Source organism: Sphingosinicella xenopeptidilytica (assembly GCF_042676985.1).
GTDB lineage: Bacteria > Pseudomonadota > Alphaproteobacteria > Sphingomonadales > Sphingomonadaceae > Sphingosinicella > Sphingosinicella xenopeptidilytica.
In genome coordinates, this window is record NZ_JBHTIK010000005.1 from 423,747 (window position 1) to 448,229 (window position 24,483).

Genomic DNA, 24,483 nt, shown 5'->3' on the forward strand with positions numbered 1-24,483 from the left:
GCTTCTCTAGTTTTGCGCAAGCGCTGCCACGGGGCCGACGGCACGAACCTTGATCTGGGTTGCCCCGGCTTTCATGTGCGTCATTGGTAATTCGATGACTTCGACAATCTCCGTGCCGGACCGTTCCGCTCCCGCCCTCACTGCCGCTTCGATGGCCTCGTCCTTTGCCATCTGCAGTGCCTTTTCGCGGCCCAAACGTGGGACATCGTACATTTTGTCGATGCGCCCGCTGACCAGCGCAATGGCCGCCCCAACCGCATTGGCGACATCGGCATGCTCGGGTCTGACAACTTCGGAGACGCCTTTCAGCTTGCGGGAAACGATGACACTGCCACCGCCAACCAGCAGCAGAGGCAAAGGCGCGGAACTGACCTTTATCTGGTCGATCGCCTCCTCGATCTGTGCGTGGATATCGTCGAGCGCAGCCTCCACGACCGACGAGTCTATGTGCGCGACCTTCGCGGCATCTCCCATGACGACCTGGCCCGCACGGACGGCGATGTCGGATGCTGTCATGACGCTGCCACCAAAGACAAGCCCGTCTTCAGCCAGCCTGTAGCCAACGGATTTGGGTCCGACCTTGAATGTCCCGTTGGACTTGCTCACGATGCTGCCGCCGCCGACGCCGATCGAGAGGACATCCGGCATCCGGAAATTGGTTCTTACACCGCCGATGTAGTTTGCGGCCGTGGTTTCGCGGGGAAATCCGTTCATGAGGAAGCCGATATCCGTCGTCGTTCCGCCGATATCGGCGACGATGGCATCGCTGATCCCCGTCAGGAAGGCCGCGCCCCGAATACTGTTCGTCGGGCCGGCCGAACATGTGAGGATCGGGAGGGACGCGGCTGTTTCTGTGGTGATGAGCGTGCCGTCATTCTGACTTATGAACAGCGGCGCGGTGATCCTTAGTTCCGTCATCGCGATTTCGAGCGAGCGAATGACCTGAATCCCCATTTCGGCGAGGCTTGCATTGATGATCGCGGCGCTTTCGCGATCGACCAGACCGAGCCCGCCGACATCTTGCGAGAGCGTGATGCGCGCTCCTGGAATTTCCTTGGCGACGATCTCGGCCCCCCGGATTTCGAGGTCAGGGCGGATTGGTGCGAAATTGGCTGAAATGGCAACTGAGGTCAGGCCCTTGCGATGCGCATCGTTCGCGGCGGCGCGTATCCCGTCTTCGTCGAGCGGCGCATAGTCCTGGCCGGTGTAGAAAGAGCCGCCGCCTACCATGTAGATTTCGCCGTTGACGATCGCCTTCAGGTCAGTTGGCCAGCCCGAGAAGGGTGGCACACCATCTCCCTTCGGTAAGGAGATGCGGACGATCGCGACCGGTGAAAGGCCGCGCCGCTGAACAAAGGCGTTTACGAACTGGGTTGTCCCGATCATCACGGCTTCAATTCGCGATTGATCGATCCTTGCCTGTTGCAGAAGTTTTGTGACAGCGTTGACGACGCCCGACCGGACGTCATTTGTTGTGAAGCTCTTTGCCGTGGCAACGACATCACGCCCGCACAGCAGTGCCGCGTCCGTGTTCGTGCCGCCAACGTCAATTCCGAGCCTGAACCGCGGCGCGGCATCGCTATGCATCATTGAAACCCTTTGAAGTCTGATATTGATCTCGTGCGTGTGCGTAGTGCGCTTGCCCGCTGCGAGGCCAGAGGTGCCTGGGATGGCGCAGTCGAAAATTGGGTAGCCGGAGTTTCCAACACGATGCCACACGGAAAGTGCTGCCGTTCTAGCTCCATTTAAGATGCCGCCGTGTTGTCGCATCCAGCACTGCGATCTTCTCAACGCAGCCGCGTAGCGCCTCCAGATATCGTTCGGCGGCCTGCGAAGGTGACAGAACGCGGCGGAAGAAAACGATATTGACAGCGCCGACGAGTCCGGACTTTGCACGGAAGCCAACAGCAATCGCTGACACATTCTCGTCGACACTACCGACTGACCACGCATAGCCCGTTTCACGATAGCGCGTGTTCATATGGGCGATGGCGGCACGATCGGGCTCTTTGCTGTTGCGTGCGTACGCGCGGCCGGCGAAGTCGATTGCAGCATCCAGTTCGTCGTCTGTCAAAACCATCATGATCGCACGTCCAAGAGCTGTATCGAGCAGCGAACGCGCTTGTCCAACCGTTGCACGATGAAAGGTAATGGGACTGAGCGCGTGTGTAGACGCCTGGATGACAACCTCGCCGCCGGAGAATATGGCGAGGTCGCTCGGCCAGCTGATCTCTTGTGTCAGGTCGGCAAGAATACTGCTGATTTGCTCGATTATGAGTTCATCGGTACGCACGCCGGCCGCGATCATCCGCACCTTTTGTGAGAGGGCAAACGCGCCATCTTCCTGGCGGCGGGTCACAAAACCGAGTTGTTCGAGAGTCCCGGCAATCCGGTATACGCTCGATCGGTCGATTCCGGTGAATTTCGCAAGGTCCACGGGTTTCGCCCATCCGTGTTCCGCCAAGGCTTCCAGTATCATAATGCCTCGCCGGAGTGCCCGGACGTCCTTGTGAACCGGATTTTTGGCGGGCATCCCGTGTCCTTCACGTCATTGACGTTTCGAAATGCGAAGAGTGGAATGCTAGCGCCATAGGGGTCACGGGACGACAGGGAGTCCTGGCCTGTCGTCCCGCGATCGCATTCATCAGAAACGGTACGTGACTTCTGCGCCGTAGCGTGATTTTTCGCCGCGGAAGCCAAAATTGAAGCCGCCGGGGGCGCCTACGAACAGATTGTCGAAGTAGTCGACGTTATAATCAACGTTGAAAATATTTCGTCCGTAAACGCCAAACTCCCAGTTCTCACCCTGAACGCTCGCCTTGAAATTCACAAGGTTAAATGGCTTCCGGGTGTAAACATTATCAGCGTACCAATAGAGCTTTCCCTTTCGCGTGAAATCGACGCGGAGGACGCCTTCAAGAGAATCGGAGATCGGCGCACTATACTGGGCATTCATCGCCAGCGTGTACTTGGGAAGCAGCGGTACATCGTTTCCGACAAAGTCGCTGGTATCGAAGCTCGGGCCTGACAATGAATCGCCGAAGGACTTGATCTCGCCATCTTGCAGGCCCGCTGCGATGCCGAACTGGAAACCCGGGAACGGACGCGCCTGCAAATCGAGTTCCACTCCCTTGATCCGGCTCTTCTCAACGGTGAAAACACTTTGAACAAGCCCGCCGCCTGCCGTTGAGGTCAGCGTAAGCTGCTGGTTCGCATATTCCGTTGTGTAGCCTGCGAGCGCAACCGTCAGACGCCGATCAAAAAGCGTGAACTTCGTGCCGACTTCAACGGTTTTTGTCTCCTCGGCGTCGAAGGCCGGAAGGACTGAGGAGGTTGCGTTGCTCGCATTGAAACCACCAGCCCGGAAGCCTTCCGCATAGGTCGCGTAGAAGGTGAGGTCCGTGTTCGGTTTGTAGGCGAGTGACGTCTTCGGCTGGAATTTTTTAAACGTACGTTCGAGTGATACATCTGCGGCAGCTGGCGCAAAGCTACGTGTCAATTGACTGCGCGGGTTGTAATCATAGCGCCCGGCGACAGTCAGTTCGAGCGTTGGAAGAATATCATAGTTGATCTGCGCGGCGACGGCTTTTGAGTTCAGGTTCTGATAACGAGTCAGAACGGAGGCGGGCACCAGAATCTGATTGGCGGGATCAATGTCACCGTTCAGAATGAGATTGAGGTTTGCCCTGATGTCCTGCGGCTGCTTTCGGTCCGTCCATTGGCCGAAGGCGGTGACCACCCAGCGGAATGGTCCGGTGTCCGCAGACGTGAGGCGCAGCTCCTGCGAGAAGGCATCGACAGTCTGGTCTTGTGTGCCTCCGACGAACGGAATCGAGGCCACATCAGCATCCTGATAGTTGGTTTCCTTGATGTCCGTGTAGGCTGAAACCCAGGAAAACTCAGCGAAGCCGAGATCTGCTGCGAACCGTGCCGAAGCGGAGATCAACTCACGTGACGTTTCGGAATGCAGGTCCTGGTTGGGCACACCAAGAACAAGCAGTTCATTGAGCTCTTCGGTTGTCACGTTCGGAAAGCCAGATCCCGTGCTCAGCGTTTCGGGAACCAGCGTGCCGCCGCCCGCGTCGGTCTTGCTGTAGGTGAAGCTCGTATCGAGGCTGATGCCATCGCTCATGAGCCATTTAAGATCAAAACGGCCAGTATGCTCGGTAAAGCGGTTCTGCTTCTCACGCGGCGCATAAGCATAGCGGACATCGCCGCCGAAGTGATTGTAGAAATAGCCAGCCCGGAAAAGCAGGACATCTTCGACAATCGGGCCACTGACGGTTCCGATGAAGCTGCGTTCGTTATGCGCGCCGTAGCTTGCCGTCACGCGGCCTTCAAACGCGTTCGAAGGTTGTTTGGTGCGCACGACGATGGCGCCGCCGATAGCATTTTGGCCATAGAGCGCACCTTGCGGCCCCTTCAACACTTCGATGCTCTGGATATCGAAGAGCGGCGTATTGAAGGCGTTGGGGTAGGGAAGTGTCACATCGTCGACCACCATGACAACGGGCGCTTCGCCGAGGCCGGTCATGCTGATGCCGCGGATGCTGATCTTGAAGTTTCCGGGAGACTGGGCAGGAAGGAACTCGACATTGGGCGTCAGGCCCATGAAGTCATCCATTTTCCGGATGCGCGCGTTCTCGATCGTCTCGGTGGAAAAGGCGGTCACCGATTCGGGAATGTTCTGCAGCATTTCGTTGCGCAGACGGGCGGTAACGGTGATCTCGGGGACTTCGTTTACGGCGCTCTCTGGCGTTTCCTGTGCGGAGGCGGCCCCTGACGCCAGTGAAATTGCTGTGCAGGCCAACAGGCTGGTGCACAGCGCGTCGGTGAAGAATCGCGATTTGTTCTTTATAGTCATGCGTTTAACCCCCTTTTTTCTCTCTCGAAGCGCCGTTTCTGACCCTCTTTGCAAGCCTATCCGGGCTGCGTTCGGCTTCAATGCGTCCGTGGGGGAGTGATCGAGGGGATATGGGTAGCCTGATGCTCCCTCAGGATTGGCTCCTCTTGAAAGCGGGACGGCTACCCTATTCTTCGGGCGGCCGCCCTTCGAGACTCATGTCAAACTCGGCCGATCAACTAAGGTGAAGTCACTTGCTGGACACATCGGAGCAGGGTTCGGATATGATCACATTCTTATACCAGCGGGATCATGATCGGATCGCAACCGAGCTGGCTCGCCGTTTTCCAGCGGTTCGCCCGTTGATCGCGATGCGCGATGGAACGCTTCGCTTCGAGGGGAAGTGCGTCGAAGCCAACCATGTTCGCCCGGATATCGTGTGGATAACGCGGCACGTGTTCGATGAGAACAAGGCCGAGTTGTTTCTGGATACCGCACTGAGCGAAGCGAACGTGCGTTGGGTGCAAACCTTCAATGCTGGGCTCGATACCAGTTTCCGCAAGATGAAGGCTTACGGCATCAAGTTTTCTGCGCGTGCATGGGAAGCTGCGGAGAAGATGGGGCTAGATACATCGATCTTCCAGGCTATGCTGCTCCGGGGTCGCCGACTTTGCAACAGCAATGCCATGGCACCGGCGATCGCCGAATATGTGATGGCTCAGGTCAGTGCGGAATGGTATCCGATCGTGGCACAGCGTTCGGCCCAGGCTGAACACCGGTGGGAGCTTACGCCGTTTCGAGAGATGGCGAAATCCCGGTGGATGATATTCGGCTACGGCAGTAACGGGCGCGAGATTGCGCGGCGAGCCCAATCGATGGGTGCGCGCGTAACCGCCACGCGGCGTACGCTGACACCTGACGCACATGTCGATGCGGTGGTAAACAACGCACAGGGTCTGGAAATGCTGAGCGAGATGGACGTCGTCATTCTTACGTTTCCTCTCAGCATCGAGACTGCCGATTTTGCGAACAATGCTTTTTTTAAGAGAATGAAGACTGGCTCGATGCTGATCAACATTTCGCGCGGCGGCCTCATCGATGACGCCGCTCTTTTGTGCGCGCTTGACCGAGGTGCGCCGCGTATCGCGATACTGGATGCATTTCGCAAGGAGCCCTTGCCTGCTGAAGATCCATTTTGGGCTCACCCGGCCATTCGTTTGACTGCACATTGTTCATGGGCTGGAGATGGTGTTCTGGAACGTAACGACCAGCTGTTCATCGACAATCTGGAGAATTTCATCGAAGGGCGGCCTTTGATGTGCGAAGTGGATTCGTCCTATTTCTAGGCTGCACGTTCTTGCACCCTCGTCGACACGCTCCATTGCCTGGCCTCCGGAGCGTCAGGCGTGGATTGCGTTCGGAACGCTTGCCGTTACTGTTCTGCTTGCCGGACTGGACAGGGCAATTGTCGGCCTGCTCATCGATCCCATTCGTGAAGATCTTGGCCTGACCGACAGCGAGATCGGCCTTCTCGGGTTGGGGTTCGGCCTGTTCTATGCCGTTATGGCGCTGCCTTTCGGCTGGCTCGCCGACCGAATGACACGCGTGCGTATCCTCGCCGTTGCCGTCCTTATATGGAGCGTCATGACCGCTCTCGGCGGCGGAGCGCAGAGTTTTATCGTCCTGTTCATCGCGCGCATCGGTGTCGGTTTTGGTGAAGCCGCGATGATGCCATGCTGTTCATCTCTTCTCGCGGACTATTTTCGCCCTGAACGCTTGCCGATCGCGATGAGCTGCTTCATCGCAGCGGGATTGTTTGGCGCTTCCTTCGCCTTCGTGGCAGGTGGCTGGGTCTACGGCTTGGCGATACAGGTTGGCCCTGTCGATTTGCCGCTTCTGGGAAATACGATGCCCTGGCAGACAACGCTTCTTTTCGTGGGTTTCCTTGGGTTGTTCGTCAGCGCGATGCTGCTCCTTACCCGAGAGCCGCAGCGTATCGGTCGTTCTGTCGGAGGCGGTGTATCGTTCCGCGAAGGCTTTGTGTTTCTATGGCGGAGGAGATGGCTGATACTTCAACACAACCTCGGCTTTGGCTTTGCCGGGATCTATACGTTCGCGATGTTTCTGTGGGGTCCGACCTTTCTCTCGCGTATCTACGGCTGGACAATGGTGGAGGCGGGCGCGGCGTTCGGGTTGGCGATGATGGTTCCAGGAATCCTGGGTATCTTCACGGCTGGCTGGCTGGCGTCATGGCTTATGAAACGTGGACATGCGGATGCGCCGATGCTCATCGCGATCGGGGGGCTTGTTCTGCTGTTGCCGGTGGCCATTGTTGCACCGCTGATGCCGAGCGGCAAAGTGGCTATAGCATTGATCGCCGTTTCGATGTTCTTTTTCAGTTTTCCGGTTGCGATGCCGCAGGTATCCCTGCAGCTTATTACCCCCAATGAGCTGCGTGGCAGAACGATCGGGCTGCTCACCATAGCAACCAATGCGATTGGCATGAGCATTGGGCCGATGTCAGTGGCTTTCCTGAACGATCGGGTATTTTCCGACCCTCAGGCCATCAACTTTTCGCTGGCCATTGTCAGCGGGGCAAGCATAGGGCTGGCCGCGCTTTTTCTGGCTTTGGCGCTGCCGCAGTATCGCAAGCTCGCCATAAGTGCTGCAAAAGAACGCTAGCACACGCCGCAGCATGAGGTGCCGATTGGTGCTGTTCACTCCGTGAACGACGAGACCGCCTGCGTTGAACGACCTCGGCATCGCGCATAGCGCCTGTTGGAGTGAGTTTTACAATCGGGCGAGCGATAGAAATGATTACCGGCGCCATATGCCTATCTCATAGTCCACTAATCGATCACAACCGCGCTGATTCCGCGACAGAAGCGGGCTGGACCGAGGCGGTCGAGAGGGCCGGGCATTTTGCGGCCGCAACGGCAAGCGAGCTTGCAGTGATCTTCTATCCCGACCACCTGAACGGTTTTCTCTATAATCTGCTCCCGGCATTTTGCATTGGTGCAGGTGGTTTTTCCATCGGCGACTACGGCACTGCGCCAGGCGAACTCGATATCGCGGAGGAAGCGGCGGCTTCGTGTATTGCCCATTGCTTGGCGCATGATTTCGATGTTGCTCAATCTTATCGCATGCCGATCGATCATGGCGGTGCGATGGCGATTACGCTGCTGGCCGGACATGCCGATCCGATATCCATCATTCCGGTTTTCATAAATTGTGCCGCGCTGCCACGCCCGAGTTTTGCACGCGCCCGCGCACTGGGGAAGGCCATTGGCGATTGGGCGCGCCGGAGACCAGAGCGCATATTGCTGATCGGATCGGGCGGTCTCTCGCATGATCCGCCGCTTCCGACGATCGCATTGTCGGCCGGGGACGAAGCGGCGAGATTGCGCGAAGGTGGGCAAATGTCGTTTGCTGCGCGGGCTGCGCGGCAAGCCCGGACCTATGCGGAAGGTGCAATGTTCGCCGAGGGTAGGTCCCGGCTTCGTCCCCTCAACCCGGATTGGGACCGACATGTCATGGCGGCCTATGCAAGGCGCGAGTTCGGCGGTCTCGAAGCCGCTTCGGATGACGAGATATCCGCAGATGGCGGAGCGGGTGCTCATGAGCTGCGATGCTGGCATGCCGCACTCGCGGCGCTCGCCGCCGAGCAGGGATCCTACGATATCGAAGACAGTTTCTATGCGCCCGTGAAGGAATGGATCACGGGCATGGGCATCATCACCGCGACATCAGTCGTAGCAGGATAGGGGTTTTTCAGGAATGGCGGCACGAAGCGGAAGTGATTTCATTAATGGCTTGAAGGCGCGCCCAAGGGCCGTGTGGGTCGGCGGCGAGCGCGTTACCGATGTGACGACGCATCCGGCTTTCTCCGGCAGTATAGAGCAGATTGCGCGTCTTTATGATGCCCAGTTATCACCGGAGCTGGCCGATACGCTTACCTATGTGGTGCCTGAAACGGGTCGGCGCGCAGGCACGGCCTTCATGCCTGCCTACTCGACGCAGGATCTGGAACGCCGGAGAGAGGCATTCCGGATATGGTCCGAGATGACGTTCGGCCTGATGGGACGGTCTCCCGATTTTTTGAATACTACATTGCTTGCAATGTGGGAATCAGCCGACGTGTTTGGGCGCGGTGGAGCGCAGTTTGCCCAGAATGTGACGAACTACTATCGCTATGTTCGGGACAATGATCTGTTCCTCAGTCATGCACTGATCACACCGCAGAACGACCGTTCAAAATCATCCTCGGAGCAGGCGAAGCTTCATCTGCGCGTCGTCAAGGAAACGGACGCCGGAATTTACATGAGCGGCGCACGCATGATCGCAACACTGGGCCCGATTGCCGATGAGCTTCTGATGTACAATCATCCAGGCATGCGGCCAGGCGATGAAGATCATGCCATTGTCTTCGCGATTCCGGCCGACACGGAGGGTCTGCGGCAGATCGCGCGTGAACCCTATACGCTTGCCGGAACGAAGGAAAGTTTCGATCACCCGCTTTCCACGCGGTTCGAGGAAGCGGACGCGCTTCTGATCTTCGATAATGTGTTTGTGCCGTGGGAGCGCGTCTTCGTGTTTCGAGACGTGGCTTTGTGTAACGCTATGTATCCGGATAGCGCGATCCGGAACCACACAGCGCACCAGACCAACGTGCGCGCCCTTGTCAAGTTCCAGTTCGCGGTGGGGGTTGCAATGGCGCTGGCCCGCTCGATCAAGGCCGATCAGTTCCTTCATGTGCAGAAGATGCTGGGGGAATGTCTCGGCTATGTTGAAATGATAAAGAGCGGTCTCGTACGATCGGAGGCGGAAGCGGAAAAGACGCCGGCCGGAACGCTGCGAACCTCGCTTCCACCGCTACAGGCGCTTCGTACGTTCATGCCAACCGCGTATCCCCGCGTCATTGAGGTTCTGCAGACGATCGCGGCTGGCGGCTTTATGATGATGCCAACGGGCGCAGACTTCCGTGTGCCTGAGCTCGGACAGGATATGGACCTCTATTATCAAGGTGCTGACATGGCTTCGATAGACCGGGTTCGGTTGTTCAAGCTGGCCTGGGATCTGGCGGGCGAGGGCTTCGGACAGCGGCTACTGCAGTATGAGCGTTACTACGCCGGAGATCCGGTGCGATTGCTTGCCTCCAACTATCTGACATATGGTGACCAGCGTCCGGATGAGCTGGTGGCCCGCGCGCTTGCGCTCGCTGGAGATCCGAGAATGCTGGAGGATGCGAAATGAACGCATCGCGCCATTCATCGGTCTGGTCTGATTTGACCAACACGGCATTCCGGCAAGATTTCATCGAGGCAGGGGGAATCCGTACGCGCGTGCTGACAGCCGGTTCGCCAGATAAGCCGTTGCTACTGTTGCTACACGGTACCGGAGGGCACGCCGAAGCCTATTCACGAAACCTCGGTCCACATGCCGAGCATTTTTACACGGTGGCGATGGATTTTGTAGGCCACGGCTGGTCGGACAAATCCAGCCTCGCTTATGAAATCGCCGACTACGGTAAGCACGTACTTGCTGTTCTGGACGCGCTTGGGCGGAGCGAGGCTCTGATCTCGGGTGAGTCCCTTGGAGGCTGGGTCGCCACCTGGCTTGCCGTACACCACTCTGAAGTGGTCAGCCGCGTCGTTCTCAATACGGCAGGTGGCTGGACCGCGCATCCTGATGTCATGGAGCGTCTGAAAGCACTCTCCATAGCTGCGGTCACCGATCCGAGCCCGGAAAGGATCCGTGCGCGCCTTGAATTCCTGATGCACGATAAAAGCAGGGTGTCGGACGATCTCGTGGAGACAAGGCGGGCCATCTATTCGCAACCGCACTTTGCCGATGCGATGGCACGGATACTCTGTCTGCAAGACATGGACATCCGTCGCCGGAACATGATCAGCGAAGCGCAATACCGATCCATTAAGGCGCCGGCCCTGATCGTCTGGACTTCCCACGACCCGACTGCGACGCCGGAAGAAGGCAGGCAGATTGCAGAGATGATTCCCGCCGCGCAATATGTTGTGATGAATGGCTGCGGACATTGGCCACAATACGAGAACGCGGACCTTTTCAACCGATTGCACATCGCTTTTCTGCTTGGGCAGGAACTTCCGGCATCCGTAAAGGCGATATGATGGGGGCGATCGACGCTCGTCATTTCCGTAATGCCATGGGCGAAATGCCAACCGGTGTCACTGTCATCACCACAAGTGACGAAGGAGGCACGCCGTTCGGTATGACAGTCAGCAGTTTCGGCTCACTCTCGCTCGACCCGCCACTCGTGCTGTGGAGCGTCATCGAAACGAGTTACTGCATGCCGGTCTTCGCCAAGTCGAAAGCTTTTGCTATCAACGTGCTGGCACATGATCAGGAAGTCGTATCGCGGGTCTTTTGCAGCCCCATGGACCGGTTCTCTCACGTCGCCTGGAATCGGGGCCTCCATGATTCGCCATTGATCGATGGTGCGGCAGCATGGATTGAATGTGTCCGCGAAAAGCTGGCGAGAGGCGGTGACCATCGCATCTTTATCGCGCGGGTTCTGAACGCCCGAACCTTCGATCGAAAACCATTATTGCATTGGCGTGGCGACTATGGGTCGGTCACAACGATGGCGCAGGCGTGAAGACGATCTCAAAAAGGGCCGGGATTATGTCGATCGGTATCGCAGGGCTGGGCCGCATGGGAACAATCTTCGCATCGCGGTTGATCGATGCCGGATTTCCGCTGAGAGTCTGGAACCGAACGGAATCGAAAGCTGAGCCCCTTTCCAGAATGGGCGCATCCATGGCTGCGACGCCTGCGGAGCTTGTTCGAAATTGCGATATTGTCCTGACGTCCATGGCAGACGAAGAGGCGCTGGTATCCATCATGGAGGGCTCTGATGGCATGCTTTCTGCTGACCTCAGGGGCCGTATTATTGTTGATACGAGCACGGTCATGCCGGATTTCGTGACAAGGCTGGGGAGCCGTGTTGTCGAGCGCGGTGGCGTAATGGTCGATGCGCCGATCCTCGGAACCATCGGGCCGGCACGTGCGGGAATGATCACAGTCGTTGCCGGAGGTCCGGTGGATGCGATCGACAAGGTCAGACCTGTGTTTGCGCATCTTGCCACGCATTTTGTCCATATCGGTCCATCGGGGCAGGGCTCGACGATGAAGCTCGTCGTGATCATGCACCTTTGCACATACTGGCAAAGCCTTGCAGAGGCGCTCAGAATGGGTGGCAGCAACGGTCTTTCACCGGACGCGATGCTGGAGGTTCTGCTGAGCAGCCCGGTCGCAACGGATGCGCTTCGATCGAAGATGCCCATCATAAGGGGTGAGACGAACGAGGTCGGCTACGATATCGCCGGGGTCTGTAATGTCCTGCAACGTTCGCTTCAACTTGCGGATCGAAGGCATGTCGAAGCACCGGCTACGCGAAGCGCCATGGCAGGGTTTTCTGCCATTTCCGCTTCAGGGCGGCAGGATCGTGATGTGGTTCAGCTGGTTCTCGATGCCCTGACAGGAGAATGATCTAGTCGAGCGTGTTCCTGATGATCCGTCCGTCGCGCATGATCATCCGGATATGGCTGTGGTTTTCAAGAACCGTGATGTCGTTCAACGGCGAACCATCGATGATCAGAATATCCGCGTAAGCGCCCGGCGCAAGCACGCCAAGCTTGCCTTCCATGTTCAGCAGTGCGGCATTTGTGGATGTGGCCTGGCGCAGAATTTCGACGGGCTGACATACCTCGCGGCGAAGTCGAAATTCGATTGATTGTTGCGGCATCAGTTTTCCAAGCAGATCCGTACCGAAACCGATTCGGGTATGGGCTGAGCGAAGCCGCTCCAGGGAATGCGAGGATGCGTCGAGAGCCTCTTTCAATTTGTCAATCATGGCACGGGGCAGGCCCATGGAAGCGCCCTCACGAAGCATCGTATCGCCAATGGCAAGCGTCGGAATAACAAAGGCGCCGGCATCAGCAATGGCTTTTGCACCGTCTGCTTCGACAAGCGTCGCATGTTCGATGGAACGGACGCCATTCGCGATACAGCGTAGCACGGCCTCATTGGTATGCGCATGCGCCATGACATAAGCTCGGCGTGTTTCCGCCTCCGCGACCGCGACGCGAATTTCGTCATCCGCGAGCTGGTTCATCCAGATCGGATCGGTTGGAGATAGAACACCTCCGGAAACAAAGAGTTTTACATGCGTGGCGCCCGTCCGTAGTTGTTCGCGTACGATCTTGCGAACCTCCTCAGGGCCGTCGGCAACAACCGACATGGAGCCGCAATACGCGCATGGACAGCTGTCGTAGTGCCCGGCTGCCCGAAGGTCGCCATGACCGCCCGTTTGGCTTACCGCCAGACCGGGGAAGAAAAAGCGCGGGCCGTCGATAAGACCCTGCGAAAGCGCCATGGACAAGGCTATGTCGCCGCCGGCGGCATCGCGAATCGTCGTGAATCCTCGGCCAAGCGCAGCTTCGAGAATATATTTGGCGTGAAGACCGCGTAGCTCCGGCTTCACCTTGTCAACAAGGGCGGGGTTGAGTTCAATGCCGTAAGCATGGAAATGGGCATCGATCATACCGGGCATCACGAATCGGCCAGCGGCATTTATAATCGGTACGTCATCTAAGCGAGGCGCATTGCCACCTTCATTGATCTCGCGGATCACGCCGTTTTCGATAATGATTGAACAGTTTGGGCGCACCTCTTCGGATACGCCGTCGAATATGCTGCAATTCTCGATAACGAGCATTCTGAAGTCCTCACCAAACCAGGGGTCAGGATAACGGCAGCGGCTGCGAACCCAACGCCTTGGAAGGGTAGTGGATAAGAAAAAGGGACGGCCGCGCTACTCGCATTCGCCTTTTCCGCCCCAGTTTTAGACGTGCGTATGGCGACTTCTATCGTCTATCGCTCCTGCAGCAATACGGGAGGCAGGAATGACCAGAGCCGAAAAACTCTCGGTGGTTGAAAAATTGCTCACCACGATGAACACTATCTGTGTGACGGGCATAGCAATGACATCCGAACAGGCTGCGGACCTGTTTACGGAGGATTGCCGCATGGAACTGAACGGGCAGCTTCTTTGTGAAGGCCGTCATAATCTGATGCTCCACGGACGGGATATCCAGGCGAAGCTGAAGACATGGCACTTCAATCTTCCGTTTGAGCGGACGGTTGTGGAAGGTGAGGACGTGTTTGTCTATTATACTTGCGATACCGTGGCCCACGATGGAACCCAGGGTCGCGTGCACGATATGTGCATATACTCCGTTCGCGACGGGAAAATTTCCGGCATTTGCGAAGTTGTCCATTTCGGAGGTCATCGCGTCGATCTCGAAAGCTTCTCCTGATCAGCTCGATGACGCCAAAATAAGGCCCGCGGAATGTTCCGCGGGCCTTTTGCGTGGTCAATGGTTCGTATCTAGAAGCGGAAGCGAGCTGACACCCCGATCTCGCGCGGTTGACCGAGAGTTACGACTGCAACCGGAAAGCCGAACTGCGATCCAGAATCCTGCCCGAAAACCCGATATTGCTTGTTGGTGAGATTCTTCGCGAACAGCATGACTTCCCAGTCGTCCCGCCCGGAAGTCGAGAGCGACAGGCGCGCATTCAATAAGTGAAAACCATCCTGCTGAATAAGCGGCGAATTGTCGATCGACTGGAAGTAGCCGCTCCGATAGTTCCAGTCAGCGCTGAATTTGCCCTGAAGTCCGCTCATCGGAACTGTCAGTGAGAAACCAAGCGTGGTGTTCCAGCGAGAACTGAGGGGGAGCGTGTCGCCCGGAAGTGTATAACCCGCCTTCGGCTTCAAGCCATTATTGTCGAGATATCCGACCGAGCCATAGACATTGAGCTGGTTGCTGACGATCCACTGAAATTCGGCTTCGGCGCCGGGCAGCTTGGCGACGCCCGCATTATCCGTCACGACAATCACGCCGATCACGGGGTCGGGCTTTGCCACTGTCAGCTGAATATTTCGATACTTGGAATGAAAGACCGCGCCATTCAGCCGGAGCGATCGATCGAACAGATCGGCCTTGAAGCCGAGTTCGTAAGAATTATTGGTTTCTTCGCTGAAGGGGGCAAGATCGGCGGGTGAAAACGGCCGGCCGTTGAACCCTCCACTCCGGAAACCCTGCGAGAAGGAGCCGTAGACCATGGTGCCATACGTTGGGAAAAGCTCGAAGCCTGCCTTGAACGTCGGTTTTGAGAAAGTTTTCGAATTATCACTTGCCGGTACGATGGGAATACCCCCAAAGCGCGTTTCGGCGTTCAGAAACTTTTCTTCATGCGAGTAGCGGAATCCCCCGATGAGATTGAACCCGTCCATTACGGAAAAGGTCAGGTTTCCGAATGCCGCGTAAGACTTTGTATCATTGTACGTATCAATATCCACAGGCGTGAACGCGATCATTCCGCGCGTCAGGAATGTGCCTTTTTCATAGAAATAATAGCCGCCCAGAAGCCATTTCAGGCTTTCGAAGGCATCTCCATACAGTTGCACTTCCTGACTGAACTGATGCTGGCGATAGTCGACGCCTTGGTCGATAACGGCAAGCACGGTTCCGTCGGAATCCTGACCCAGCCTGCCGTCCTGATGCCGATAAGCCGTGATCGAGCGGAGATTGATGCTGTCGCCGATCCTGCCTTCGATCGTTGCGGAAAGGCCATAAGAGTCCATATCGTCATAAGTCGGCGCGCTGAGCGCGACATTCAGGGGATTCTCGCTGGTGATCGCCGGCCCGCGAATACCCGCCATGGGTGCGATGGTGCCTCGGTTGCTGGAGATGTCTGCTGTCAGGATGATATCCCAGGCGTCGCTCGCTTCGACGAGGAAGGCGGCGCGTCCGGCCACCATTGCCTGTTCGCCCAGACCCTCTCCAGTGCCGGGGGCATTGTTCTTTCCCCAGCCTTGGCTGATCTTGGACAGCACGTTGAAGCGTGCCGCAACTTTGTCCGATAGCGGCACGTTGAACGATGCACGGCCGCTCAATGTGGGTCGCCAATCGTCCGTCCAGGCCGAAAACGATACATTGGCTTCTCCGGAAAGGCCGCTGAAGCTTGGCTTCTTGGTCACGATGCTCACGGCACCGCCTGTCGCATTGCGGCCGAAAAGCGTGCCTTGCGGTCCCCGCAGCACCTCAACCCGTTCGATGTCAGCAAGCTCGATCGAGGCGCCGATGGTTCGAGCGAGGTAGACACCATCGAGGTAGACGCCCACGCCGGGTTCCGTTGTGGTGATGAAGTCGACCTGGCCAATTCCCCGTATGTTGAAGCTTACTGATCCGGGGGATGACGATCCGGTCGGTGAGGCAAGCAAGTTGGGGACGGCATTATTGAGTTCGAGCGCCGATGTGATGGCTCGTTCGGTCAGTTGCACGTTCGAAAGTGCGGTTATGGCAATCGACGTCTTCTGTATGCTCTCTTCGCGCTTCGTCGCCGTGACAACGATGTCTTCAACCTCCCGTCGTTCCTGCTCCTGCGCCTGCACCGGCATGGACAAGAGTGTTCCCGCGAGGAGATATGAGAGTGTGGACCATGGCCTTCTGCTGATCGATTTCACCGAAATTCCCCTTTTTGATCTTAGTGTTTAAATCCTGCGAAATACCGCCGGAAGGCGACAGGCTATGGCCCGCACGCACGTCTCTCAAATGAATTTCAGGCGCCGTTCTCAGAGCGAACAGCCGACAGTATTCAGGTCCGCTAATCCTGGAAAAGCTCTTCGATCGGCCGGAAATCCTCGTCGAATCCGAAGCAGCGAGGGCCTACAGCCTTCAGGCTGTCCGGGCGCCTCAGGATCGGGTCCGCACTATATCCCAGTACCTTGAGACGCTGGCCGTAAGACAAGGATTCGGCCGTCCGTGGTTCTCCGGATTCGCGATCGAGGACGCTGATGAGGTCGGGCACCATTGTGACAGGGCGGCCGTTCAGGCGTGCAATTGAAAATTCGTTCTGAAGTTCGATAACGAGCTCGTCATCAGGGTTGGAGAGCCCGTGCATGGTGACCTTGCCCCAGTGCCAGCCATTGCGAATCTCGCGAACGATATCGACAATCTTCCCATCGAAAAGAATGCGAGCGAAGCGTCCGCCTCGGTTCAGGCTGTCTAGAAGATTCCCAAAGATATCCTCGCCTGCTTCGCGGGCCTCGCGAATGGTGCGCCCAATCTCGAGCGTCTGCGTGACGGTGCCCAGGATCGCGCTCTCCTTCATCTGCTTTCCGGACATATGATAGCCCGCACCCGTCAGATGCGCGCCCAGGGTGGAGCAGATGGAGCGCGTGACATTTTCACACATCCGATCGTTTTCGGTATTGATGAGCGCTTCGTTGCCGAGCTCATCCATGAGCAGCGTCGGCGTACTTCTGATGCCGTTGATGCTGAAGGCGGTCATTTCCATACGCGGAAATGCGCGGCCGATGCCGTCGGCATCAATCGCGGGTATGCCCGTCATGGCCGAGATGGCGAGAGGCATGGTGGAGTTGAAGCCGCCGATTTCAACGCAGATCAATCCGTCAATCTTGCGGCCGGTCAGAACTTCGGTTCGACGCAGGATCTCAAGCTGGATCCGTTCGCTGACCAGTTGCTCAACGAACGGTGGCGGTGCGCCGAGGTGAAAGACGGAAACGATGAAGGCGCCATCATCGACCTCTGACGGATCGATGATTGTCGGGAAGCGGCCCTTCTTCATCTGATTACGGATGAACAGTTCGCCGATATAGGGATCGCCGCCGCCGCCCGTGCCGAGAAGCGTCGCCCCCCGGGCCATGTCCTGTACATCCTGGATGCTGTCGATGATCTTCACATTTTGCTCCTCGGTTCAGGTCAAGGCGGCCAGCGGCCCGGCGACACGAACCTTGAGTTGAACGGCCTCGGTCTGCATGTTCGTCATCGGCATTTCGATGACCTCGATCACCTCGACGGCACTGGCAAGTGCGCCCGAATCCACTGCCGACTGAATAGCTTCCTGCTTGGCTTGGGCGATGGCATTGTTGCGCCCGATCTGGCCGTAGTCATACATCTTGTCGACACGCCCGCTCACCAGTGCGATAGCGGCGCCGACGGCGTTGGCCACTTCGGCGTGATCGGGCCGCAGCACGGCCGAGGCACCGCTGATCGGCCTCGACAACAATATCGAACCCCCACCGACAAGAACGAGGGGCATTGCCGTCTGACTCGTCTTGATCTGGTCGACGGCGATCTCGACTGCATCGTGAATGGTATCAAGCGCTTGTGAGATAAAGTCGTCGGAAAGGTGGCGAACCTTCGCGCCGTCTCCGATGTTCACGTGGCCCGCACGGACTGCGATATCAGTGGCTGTCAGTGTTGTACCGCCGAAGACGATTCCTTCAGACTGCAGACGGAATCCCACGGAACGCGGTCCAGCCGTCACGACGCCGTTCCGCTTCTCGATGAGGCTGCCGCCGCCGAGTCCGATTGACAGAACATCCGGCATGCGGAAATTCGTCCGCACGCCTCCGATCGTGTTTGCTGCTGTCGTCTCGCGCGGGAAGCCGTTCAGCAGAAAGCCGATGTCAGTCGTGGTGCCTCCGATATCCGCTATAATCGCTTCATCCAGGCCGGTGAGGAATGCCGCGCCGCGAATGCTGTTCGTCGGACCTGCAGAGCAGGTCAGAATCGGAAACTCACTCGCGGCGGCAGTCGAGATCAGTGTCCCGTCATTCTGACTGATGTATATCGGAACGGGAATACCGATTTCGGAAAACGCATCGATCATCGATTGGACAACCGTGATCGAAAGGTCGCGAAGCGAAGCGTTTATGATCGTCGCGTTCTCACGTTCGATGAGACCCAGGCCTCCGACCTGAGAGGACAAGGTGATGCTCATGTCAGGCGCGGCCTTTGCGATCACGGCCGCAGCGCGTTCCTCTATATCCGGACGCATTGGCGAGAAGCAGGCAGACAGCGCGACTGCACTGCATCCTTTGCGGCGAGCGTCCAGAATGGCATCGAGCACCTGATCTTCGTCGAGCGGTACGTATTCCGTTCCCGTATAGTGCGAACCTCCGCGAACCATGTAGATTTCGGGGCTTATGGCCGCCATCAGGTCATCGGGCCAGTCCGACATCGGCGGAACGCCGTCTCCCTTGGGTAATCCGGCGCGGATCACGGCCACGCGGGCGAGGTCACGGCGCTGGATGAATGCATTGACGAACTGTGTGGTGCCGATCATCACGGCCTGGACCTGCGCGCGGTCCACCTTGGCCTTGTCGAGAAGTTGGGTGACGACATCGACGATTCCTGTCCGGACATCGGCGGTCGTGAAGCTCTTTGCCGTTGCCACAACATCGCGGCCGCACATCAAAACGGCATCGGTGTTGGTGCCTCCGACATCGATGCCAAGACGGAATTGTCCACGACCCTGATTCTGCATAAGACCCCCCGCGCAAGCGATGACTTCGGTTGTTAAGAGCTTAAGGCAATCGTGATATCGGACGAGAGCGGGAGAGGGGAACGATGCCGGATTTTTGGGTAGTCGAATATGCGGGGCGAGGCCAGTATCTGCCTCGATCGTGCGTCAGGACCGTGCTTCGAAGACCATGCACTTCAATTGGTCGCCGTCCTGACGCCACAGAGTGAACTCTATTTGACGAAAGCCGGCTTTGGCCGCAGCTGCGTTGCCCCAGTCTCCTTCCAACCCTAAATCCGGAATGGGCGGAACTTCGCGTGCACGAATCAGGTGCTGGGACCAGACAAGCAGCATGTTGCCTACCCGGCGGGTAGCGTCGATCGAGATGATCGACATTTCCTCAACGGCAACGGTGAGCTCAAGAGTGGCATGCTCTGTCTTCGTGAGCAGGCGCTCGCCGAGACGCACCCGAAAGCCATCGTCGTGAAAGCTTTCGACGAGGGGGCGATCCTTGACAATGACTGCGGCGGCCCAGGCATCGAACGTGCGTGATACCAAGGCAATATCAGCAGGATCATTCCATTCCATAGTAACCTCCCTCAAAATCCCAGGCGTCAACCTAGCGGGTCGGGCCATGCGCCAGAAGGTCTCGCGTCGGCCAGTATCGCGTGGTTTTGGGGTAGCCGGGCATTCCCTTGCTTGCACCGCTGCTCTAATCGTGCGTGCATCTTGATTCCCGGCAGGCAGAGACTAGTCTCTTCGTGATCGACGGTTTCCGCCATCTGCGGCGTGTAAAGACCAGGATGAGTGACAGGCAGTTCATGACGGATCGCGAAGTACCATTATCGCAGCTGGGCGCTCCGATTGAGAAGACCGGTTTCCACGTCAAGACGTTGAAGCGCCGCGCCACCAACAGCCGCGTGGAACCACCGGCACCCAGGGGTGGAAGGCTCTGCGAGCGTCGCGAACTTCTTGAAAGTCTTGATGCGAGTCTTGAGAATAGAGTAACGCTTGTTATTGCCCCCGCGGGCTATGGAAAGACCACGCTGCTAGCCCAGTGGTGCCTGATGAAGGCTGATAGCCAGGCGATGATCGCCTACTATTCAGCTTCAGAACACGATCGAGATCCGACCACGTTTCTGACGATGATTGCTCATGCGTTGATTGCTGCGGGTGTAGATCTTGGCCAGGGCTCGGCATTGGACGATGACAACGTTCAGGATGACATCACGCTTGACGATATCTTGCTTGGCCTTGAATTGGCCGGGCAGCCCATGGCGCTGGTTATCGATGACTTCGAGCGAGTCAACGATCCGGCAATCACGAATATCATGCAGGCGTTCATCGAGCATGCGCCGCCGCTTCTGCACTTCGTCATCGCTTCCCGGACCTTTCCGAACATCCCTCTGTCTGCCCTTGAGCTTGAGGGGAAGTTGCGGATGATCGATACGTATCAGCTGCGGCTGCGGCGCGATGAACTGGCCTGGATGCTCGATCTGGATTCCACGGGTCCGGAGATCGCGGAAGTCGCGCTTCAAACGCAGGGTTGGCCGGTTACTGCGGAATTGTACCGTCTTTGGCGCCAGCGCCGGGGCGTTCACGATGAAAGGGCGACCTTCGGCGGTCATGTGGCCGAGGTGCACAACTATCTGGCGGAACAGCTGTTTTCCAGCCTTCCGAAAGACCATCTTGATCTCCTCATCGATATTGCGGATCGGCCTGAAGTTTCCGCCGAGCTGGCCGACGCGATGCGCGGGCGAGATGACAGCGCATCACTACTTATGGCGGCTGCGCACAACATGTCGTCGTTGATGTGGACTGGGCGGGAGCACGGAGCGATGGTGTACCGCCTCCATCCGCTGCTTCTGGAACATCTACGCCAGCGTCTTTCGCAGAATCCTCGTCGCCGGCAGGAATTGTCCATTCGCGCCGCGCACTGGTACATGGCGGAGGTTCGTTATCCCGAAGCCATTCGTGCAGCCATCGATTCGCATTCCGTCGATACGGTGCACCATATCGTGGGGCAATTGCGGCCCATGCATATCATGGTGGCGGGCGGCGCGGTGAGCCTGCGTACGATTTTGCGGGAACTTTCGGATGATGTGATGCAGATGCATCCCAACCTGCAGATCATGGCCGCTCTTGCGCATTTCAAGGGCGGTTTTTTTGCGGAAAGCCGTTCAATGATCGCGCGGTTGAGAGAGGAAACCGAGAATTTCACCATCGATCCCGATGGCCATCCGGACTGGTTGTTGATCGACGGCAGCTTTGTTGATCTGATCGCGCTGTGCCAAGTGTCTCGTTGTGGCCCTGAAGCCATCCGGTTGCATGACATTGTGCGCGCTGCTGCGGCACAGGACCCGGTCATGTGGGGGGCTTGCGAGATCGTCATGATGCTGGTGCATCAGATTCACGGCAATTTCGACGCGGCGGAGGTGGCAATCGCACGCGCGCGGGACGTATATCGCACGATTGCGCATTCAAGATACAGCGGCAATCAGATCATCGGGCACGAAATGCTCATCCACACGGCCCGAGGGCAGATGCGCCGTGCCATGGATGTGATTGCCGGGTACAAGAAGGAATCGGAGTTCGATGCCTCCTATGATGCCGGTACACCGACGCTTTCCAAGCTCATCCTGGCTGTGATCCGATACGAGCGGGAATATAGTGACCATGCAGTTGAAACACTCAAAACGCATCAGATAGAGCACAGAAAGGCCGAATCCTGGTTCGACCAGTACGCGATTTCCATCCCGCCGATCGCGACGCGACTGTTTGTCAGAGAAGGCGCTCAAGCGGCGCTCGATTATATTGCCGAAGAGCGGTTCCATGCCACCGGCGGTCTGGAGGCGCTCCCCGATTTCCTGACATTTCTCGAGATCGAATATCTGGCGCGGTCAGGCGATGCGGAAAGCGCGCGGCACCTGGCCGACGGAATCGCATTAAAGGCCTGCGCCTATGGAAAAGACGATATCGCTGATCTGCGCGGCTGGCGCGAGCGAGACGCGTCTCTGGTGGCGCTTTTCCGCCTACAGATGGCGTGTGCGGAGTATGATGAGGCAGAAGAAACTGCCCAGACTCTCTTGAAGCACGGCGCGGCCGGTGGGCGGCTGAGGGCGCTCATCAAAGGGCATATTTTCACGGCGCTGACTCTGATAACGCGCAAGCAGACCGGCGCCAGGGAGCGGATATATGAAGCCGTCATGCTTGCATACCCGGAAGGGTTCGTTGCACCTTTCGCGGAAGAGGGGGGCGCTCTCCTCTCCGTTATCGATGAGCTGTTGAACGGCGACGCCATCGACGGCTATGCGCGCCGGCACCTTGAAGAGGTGCACCGTGCGATCCGCGGCGCGATGGCACGCATCGACAGCATGGACCTGAATGCCCGCGAACTTGAGATCGTTCGCCACCTTGCGGATGGCCTTTCCAACAAGGTGATCGCGCGCCGCATGGGCATCACTGACCATACCGTGAAGTTTCATTTGAAGAAGGTTTTCTCCAAGCTGAAGGTGTCAAGCCGCCGTGCCGCCGTTGCGAAAGCGGTCGCGAGCAATGTGCTTGAGTGATCGCCAGGACCTCGAGGTCATTAGCCGTCTATGAATCCGAAAATATGGTGGCTGAAGCATTGCCATTCGCCCTGGCTGTTCTGGCGCCAGCCAGATCCATAAGCGAGGCGCGCGCCTTGCATGAGTCCCGCCATTTCAGCCGCACTCGGCATATCGGGGCCAAGGTCGCCGTGAAACTCCTCAGTCACTTCGGCGAATGCCAGTGAAGTGACCATGTCACCCATACGGCGTGCCGTGATGCCAAGAAACGTGATGCTGCAGCTCTTGATCATGCGGTCAAAGGCTATGAATTGCTGCTTGTTCATCCGCCCGCCGGCGAACCGGGGTTCGACCGTAAACTGAAAATCGTCGGCCAGCACGCTTTCCAGCACGTCGAAGTCGCCTGCCATCAGGGCGTTGACCCATCGCTTGAGCTGCGCAATTGCGGCTTCACATCCTGGTTGAACGTCTTCCATGCGCAGGCTCTCCGATGTGGTTGTGAACGTCCGGCAATATCCGAAGATGGCCTCGGTGCTGGAAGTGCGGCAAATGGCTAGTGGCGCGGGATTTGGAGTGGCGCTGCCGGTCTGGCGCTGCCCACCGCTCCGTTTTGGAGATGCACTACTCTTTCGCTCTCTTGAGAGGTCGTAGGCTGCGTCCTAGCCTGTCGGGGAACGAATGGAGTGCGGTGGGAATGGACCAGGCGGTCGCAATTTTCGATAAGGTGGGTAGCGGCTTCGATTTCACGGTTGGGACGATGGCAGTCGCCCAGCCCCGTCCTGACGAGGTGCGCTTTAAGGTTTCAGCCTTTGCATTGAATCAGGCCGACCTGCTGTTGACCCAGGGGCGGCACTATGTGACTGCCGACCTGCCGATACGTCTTGGCTATGAAGGTTGCGGTATCGTGGATGCCGTCGGTGCCGGCGTGACGCGCTTCAAACCGGGTGACAGAGTGTCATCCGTTCCCAATGTGGACGGTCCCTACTGGACAGGCGGTGAGTCTGCGCTCGCCAGGGAGGACTTTCTCGTCGCCTGGCCTGAAGGTTGGAGCTCGGTGCAAGCCGCCGGCTTCCTGATGCAGTACCTCACGCCTTACTATCCGATGGCTGAACGGTTCCGCTTCGCGCCAAAGGCCTGGGTGATGGTCACGGCAGCGAGTGGCGGAACCGGTCTTGGCACCATTCGTCTCGCGAAGCTGCTGGGTGCGCGCGTGATCGCGACGACGCGCACGGACGAGAAGGCCCCGGTTCTCAAGGCGCACGGCGCGGACGTCGTTCTGTCCACGGACCAGCCCGATTTTGCAGACAGAGTGATGGAGGTCACGGAAGGGAAGGGTGTCGATCTGATCAATGATTCCCTTTGCGGTCCCTATGTGGCCAAGCTCAGTGAGATTCTTGCCTTCGGAGGGGTCATGTATGTTCATGGCGGGCTTTCTGGTGATAACAACTTCAGCATGAATATCCTGAACCTCGTACACCGACAGGCGGGCATTCATGGCTATTCGCTGATCAACGAACTTCGTGTCCCTGGGGCATTGGAGCGTGGATGCAAGTTTATTGCGGATCGCATTGCCAAGGGGGAACTCCCGCCTCCGACGATCGACAGTGTCTTTCCCATGGAAAAGATCGCCGATGCCTACCGGCGGATGCAGTCCGGCAAGCAGGTCGGCAAGATCGTGGTTGCGGTCTCGGAATGACGGCGCCGCCACGAATCCGGCTT

19 protein-coding genes are annotated in these 24,483 nt (G+C 57.8%); 10 read left to right on the forward strand and 9 right to left on the reverse strand.

Going from position 1 to position 24,483, the window contains the following annotated elements; all coding sequences use genetic code 11:
* Positions 1-6: 6 nt before the first annotated feature.
* The 3 genes from ACFQ00_RS09975 to ACFQ00_RS09985 form a co-directional block, all read right to left on the reverse strand.
* Positions 7-1,590 carry a hydantoinase/oxoprolinase N-terminal domain-containing protein gene (locus tag ACFQ00_RS09975; protein WP_381489764.1) on the reverse strand — a complete coding sequence of 528 codons (1,584 nt, stop codon included), beginning with the start codon at positions 1,588-1,590 and terminating at the stop codon, positions 7-9.
* A 145-nt stretch (positions 1,591-1,735) separates the two neighbouring features.
* Complete coding sequence (locus ACFQ00_RS09980; protein ID WP_381489766.1) at positions 1,736-2,533, reverse strand: IclR family transcriptional regulator domain-containing protein; 798 nt, start codon at positions 2,531-2,533, stop codon at positions 1,736-1,738.
* Positions 2,534-2,644: 111 nt separating this feature from the next.
* Positions 2,645-4,864, reverse strand: coding sequence for a TonB-dependent receptor (locus tag ACFQ00_RS09985; protein ID WP_381489768.1), 2,220 nt, complete (start codon positions 4,862-4,864; stop codon positions 2,645-2,647).
* Positions 4,865-5,097: 233 nt separating this feature from the next.
* On the opposite strand from ACFQ00_RS09985, the gene ACFQ00_RS09990 reads away from it, so the two are divergent.
* The 7 genes from ACFQ00_RS09990 to ACFQ00_RS10020 all read left to right on the forward strand — a co-directional run bounded on the left by ACFQ00_RS09990 (position 5,098) and on the right by ACFQ00_RS10020 (position 12,370).
* Complete coding sequence (locus tag ACFQ00_RS09990) at positions 5,098-6,189, forward strand: NAD(P)-dependent oxidoreductase (protein WP_381489770.1); 1,092 nt, start codon at positions 5,098-5,100, stop codon at positions 6,187-6,189.
* A 64-nt stretch (positions 6,190-6,253) separates the two neighbouring features.
* Positions 6,254-7,525 carry an MFS transporter gene (locus ACFQ00_RS09995; RefSeq protein ID WP_381490886.1) on the forward strand — a complete coding sequence of 424 codons (1,272 nt, stop codon included), beginning with the start codon at positions 6,254-6,256 and terminating at the stop codon, positions 7,523-7,525.
* A gap of 131 nt (positions 7,526-7,656) precedes the next feature.
* Positions 7,657-8,607: a 3-carboxyethylcatechol 2,3-dioxygenase gene (locus ACFQ00_RS10000; protein WP_381489772.1), complete on the forward strand. Its 951-nt coding sequence runs from the start codon at positions 7,657-7,659 to the stop codon at positions 8,605-8,607.
* A 13-nt stretch (positions 8,608-8,620) separates the two neighbouring features.
* Positions 8,621-10,096: a 4-hydroxyphenylacetate 3-hydroxylase family protein gene (locus ACFQ00_RS10005; protein WP_381489773.1), complete on the forward strand. Its 1,476-nt coding sequence runs from the start codon at positions 8,621-8,623 to the stop codon at positions 10,094-10,096.
* A complete protein-coding gene (locus ACFQ00_RS10010) occupies positions 10,093-10,989 on the forward strand; it encodes an alpha/beta fold hydrolase (RefSeq protein WP_381489776.1) in 897 nt (298 codons plus the stop codon). Before ACFQ00_RS10005 ends, ACFQ00_RS10010 begins: the two co-directional genes overlap by 4 nt.
* Entirely contained in the window at positions 10,986-11,477 is a 492-nt protein-coding gene (locus ACFQ00_RS10015; RefSeq protein ID WP_381489779.1) for a flavin reductase family protein, read from the forward strand. The genes ACFQ00_RS10010 and ACFQ00_RS10015 overlap by 4 nt, the downstream gene beginning before the upstream one ends.
* 26 nt (positions 11,478-11,503) lie before the next feature.
* Positions 11,504-12,370 (forward strand): NAD(P)-dependent oxidoreductase, encoded by an 867-nt coding sequence (locus tag ACFQ00_RS10020; RefSeq protein ID WP_381489782.1) that lies wholly within the window; start codon positions 11,504-11,506, stop codon positions 12,368-12,370.
* Position 12,371: 1 nt separating this feature from the next.
* Here ACFQ00_RS10020 and ACFQ00_RS10025 read toward each other — a convergent pair whose 3' ends face one another.
* A complete protein-coding gene (locus tag ACFQ00_RS10025; protein ID WP_381489785.1) occupies positions 12,372-13,598 on the reverse strand; it encodes a metal-dependent hydrolase family protein in 1,227 nt (408 codons plus the stop codon).
* Between the two features lie 187 nt (positions 13,599-13,785).
* Between ACFQ00_RS10025 and ACFQ00_RS10030 the strand changes: the two genes are divergently transcribed.
* Complete coding sequence (locus ACFQ00_RS10030) at positions 13,786-14,199, forward strand: nuclear transport factor 2 family protein (protein WP_381489788.1); 414 nt, start codon at positions 13,786-13,788, stop codon at positions 14,197-14,199.
* Positions 14,200-14,270: 71 nt separating this feature from the next.
* Here the strand turns inward: ACFQ00_RS10030 and ACFQ00_RS10035 are convergent, their stop codons facing one another.
* The 4 genes from ACFQ00_RS10035 to ACFQ00_RS10050 form a co-directional block, all read right to left on the reverse strand.
* Entirely contained in the window at positions 14,271-16,412 is a 2,142-nt protein-coding gene (locus tag ACFQ00_RS10035; protein ID WP_381489791.1) for a TonB-dependent receptor, read from the reverse strand.
* A gap of 140 nt (positions 16,413-16,552) precedes the next feature.
* A complete protein-coding gene (locus ACFQ00_RS10040; RefSeq protein ID WP_381489794.1) occupies positions 16,553-17,650 on the reverse strand; it encodes a DUF917 domain-containing protein in 1,098 nt (365 codons plus the stop codon).
* Positions 17,651-17,665: 15 nt separating this feature from the next.
* A complete protein-coding gene (locus ACFQ00_RS10045) occupies positions 17,666-19,240 on the reverse strand; it encodes a hydantoinase/oxoprolinase N-terminal domain-containing protein (RefSeq protein ID WP_381489797.1) in 1,575 nt (524 codons plus the stop codon).
* Positions 19,241-19,384: 144 nt separating this feature from the next.
* On the reverse strand, positions 19,385-19,804 hold the full coding sequence (locus ACFQ00_RS10050) for a hypothetical protein (protein WP_381489800.1): 420 nt from the start codon (positions 19,802-19,804) through the stop codon (positions 19,385-19,387).
* Between the two features lie 173 nt (positions 19,805-19,977).
* Here ACFQ00_RS10050 and ACFQ00_RS10055 point away from each other — a divergent pair, with 173 nt between their 5' ends.
* The gene (locus ACFQ00_RS10055; protein WP_381489802.1) at positions 19,978-22,785 is read left to right on the forward strand and encodes a LuxR C-terminal-related transcriptional regulator; all 2,808 of its coding nucleotides are present in this window, start codon (positions 19,978-19,980) and stop codon (positions 22,783-22,785) included.
* A 20-nt stretch (positions 22,786-22,805) separates the two neighbouring features.
* On the opposite strand, the gene ACFQ00_RS10060 is transcribed toward ACFQ00_RS10055, so the two are convergent.
* Positions 22,806-23,240, reverse strand: coding sequence for a hypothetical protein (locus ACFQ00_RS10060; RefSeq protein ID WP_381489805.1), 435 nt, complete (start codon positions 23,238-23,240; stop codon positions 22,806-22,808).
* Positions 23,241-23,458: 218 nt separating this feature from the next.
* On the opposite strand from ACFQ00_RS10060, the gene ACFQ00_RS10065 reads away from it, so the two are divergent.
* Complete coding sequence (locus ACFQ00_RS10065; protein ID WP_381489808.1) at positions 23,459-24,460, forward strand: zinc-dependent alcohol dehydrogenase family protein; 1,002 nt, start codon at positions 23,459-23,461, stop codon at positions 24,458-24,460.
* The last annotated feature ends 23 nt before the right edge of the window (positions 24,461-24,483 follow it).

Coding starts and splice junctions, on each gene's coding strand:
- ACFQ00_RS09975 (WP_381489764.1), bottom strand. CDS start 1,590: ATGATGCATAGCGATGCCGCGCCGCGGTTCAGGCTCGGAATTGACGTT.
- ACFQ00_RS09980 (WP_381489766.1), bottom strand. CDS start 2,533: ATGCCCGCCAAAAATCCGGTTCACAAGGACGTCCGGGCACTCCGGCGA.
- ACFQ00_RS09985 (WP_381489768.1), bottom strand. CDS start 4,864: ATGACTATAAAGAACAAATCGCGATTCTTCACCGACGCGCTGTGCACC.
- ACFQ00_RS10000 (WP_381489772.1), top strand. CDS start 7,657: ATGATTACCGGCGCCATATGCCTATCTCATAGTCCACTAATCGATCAC.
- ACFQ00_RS10005 (WP_381489773.1), top strand. CDS start 8,621: ATGGCGGCACGAAGCGGAAGTGATTTCATTAATGGCTTGAAGGCGCGC.
- ACFQ00_RS10010 (WP_381489776.1), top strand. CDS start 10,093: ATGAACGCATCGCGCCATTCATCGGTCTGGTCTGATTTGACCAACACG.
- ACFQ00_RS10015 (WP_381489779.1), top strand. CDS start 10,986: ATGATGGGGGCGATCGACGCTCGTCATTTCCGTAATGCCATGGGCGAA.
- ACFQ00_RS10020 (WP_381489782.1), top strand. CDS start 11,504: ATGTCGATCGGTATCGCAGGGCTGGGCCGCATGGGAACAATCTTCGCA.
- ACFQ00_RS10025 (WP_381489785.1), bottom strand. CDS start 13,598: ATGCTCGTTATCGAGAATTGCAGCATATTCGACGGCGTATCCGAAGAG.
- ACFQ00_RS10030 (WP_381489788.1), top strand. CDS start 13,786: ATGACCAGAGCCGAAAAACTCTCGGTGGTTGAAAAATTGCTCACCACG.
- ACFQ00_RS10045 (WP_381489797.1), bottom strand. CDS start 19,240: ATGCAGAATCAGGGTCGTGGACAATTCCGTCTTGGCATCGATGTCGGA.
- ACFQ00_RS10050 (WP_381489800.1), bottom strand. CDS start 19,804: ATGGAATGGAATGATCCTGCTGATATTGCCTTGGTATCACGCACGTTC.
- ACFQ00_RS10060 (WP_381489805.1), bottom strand. CDS start 23,240: ATGGAAGACGTTCAACCAGGATGTGAAGCCGCAATTGCGCAGCTCAAG.
- ACFQ00_RS10065 (WP_381489808.1), top strand. CDS start 23,459: ATGGACCAGGCGGTCGCAATTTTCGATAAGGTGGGTAGCGGCTTCGAT.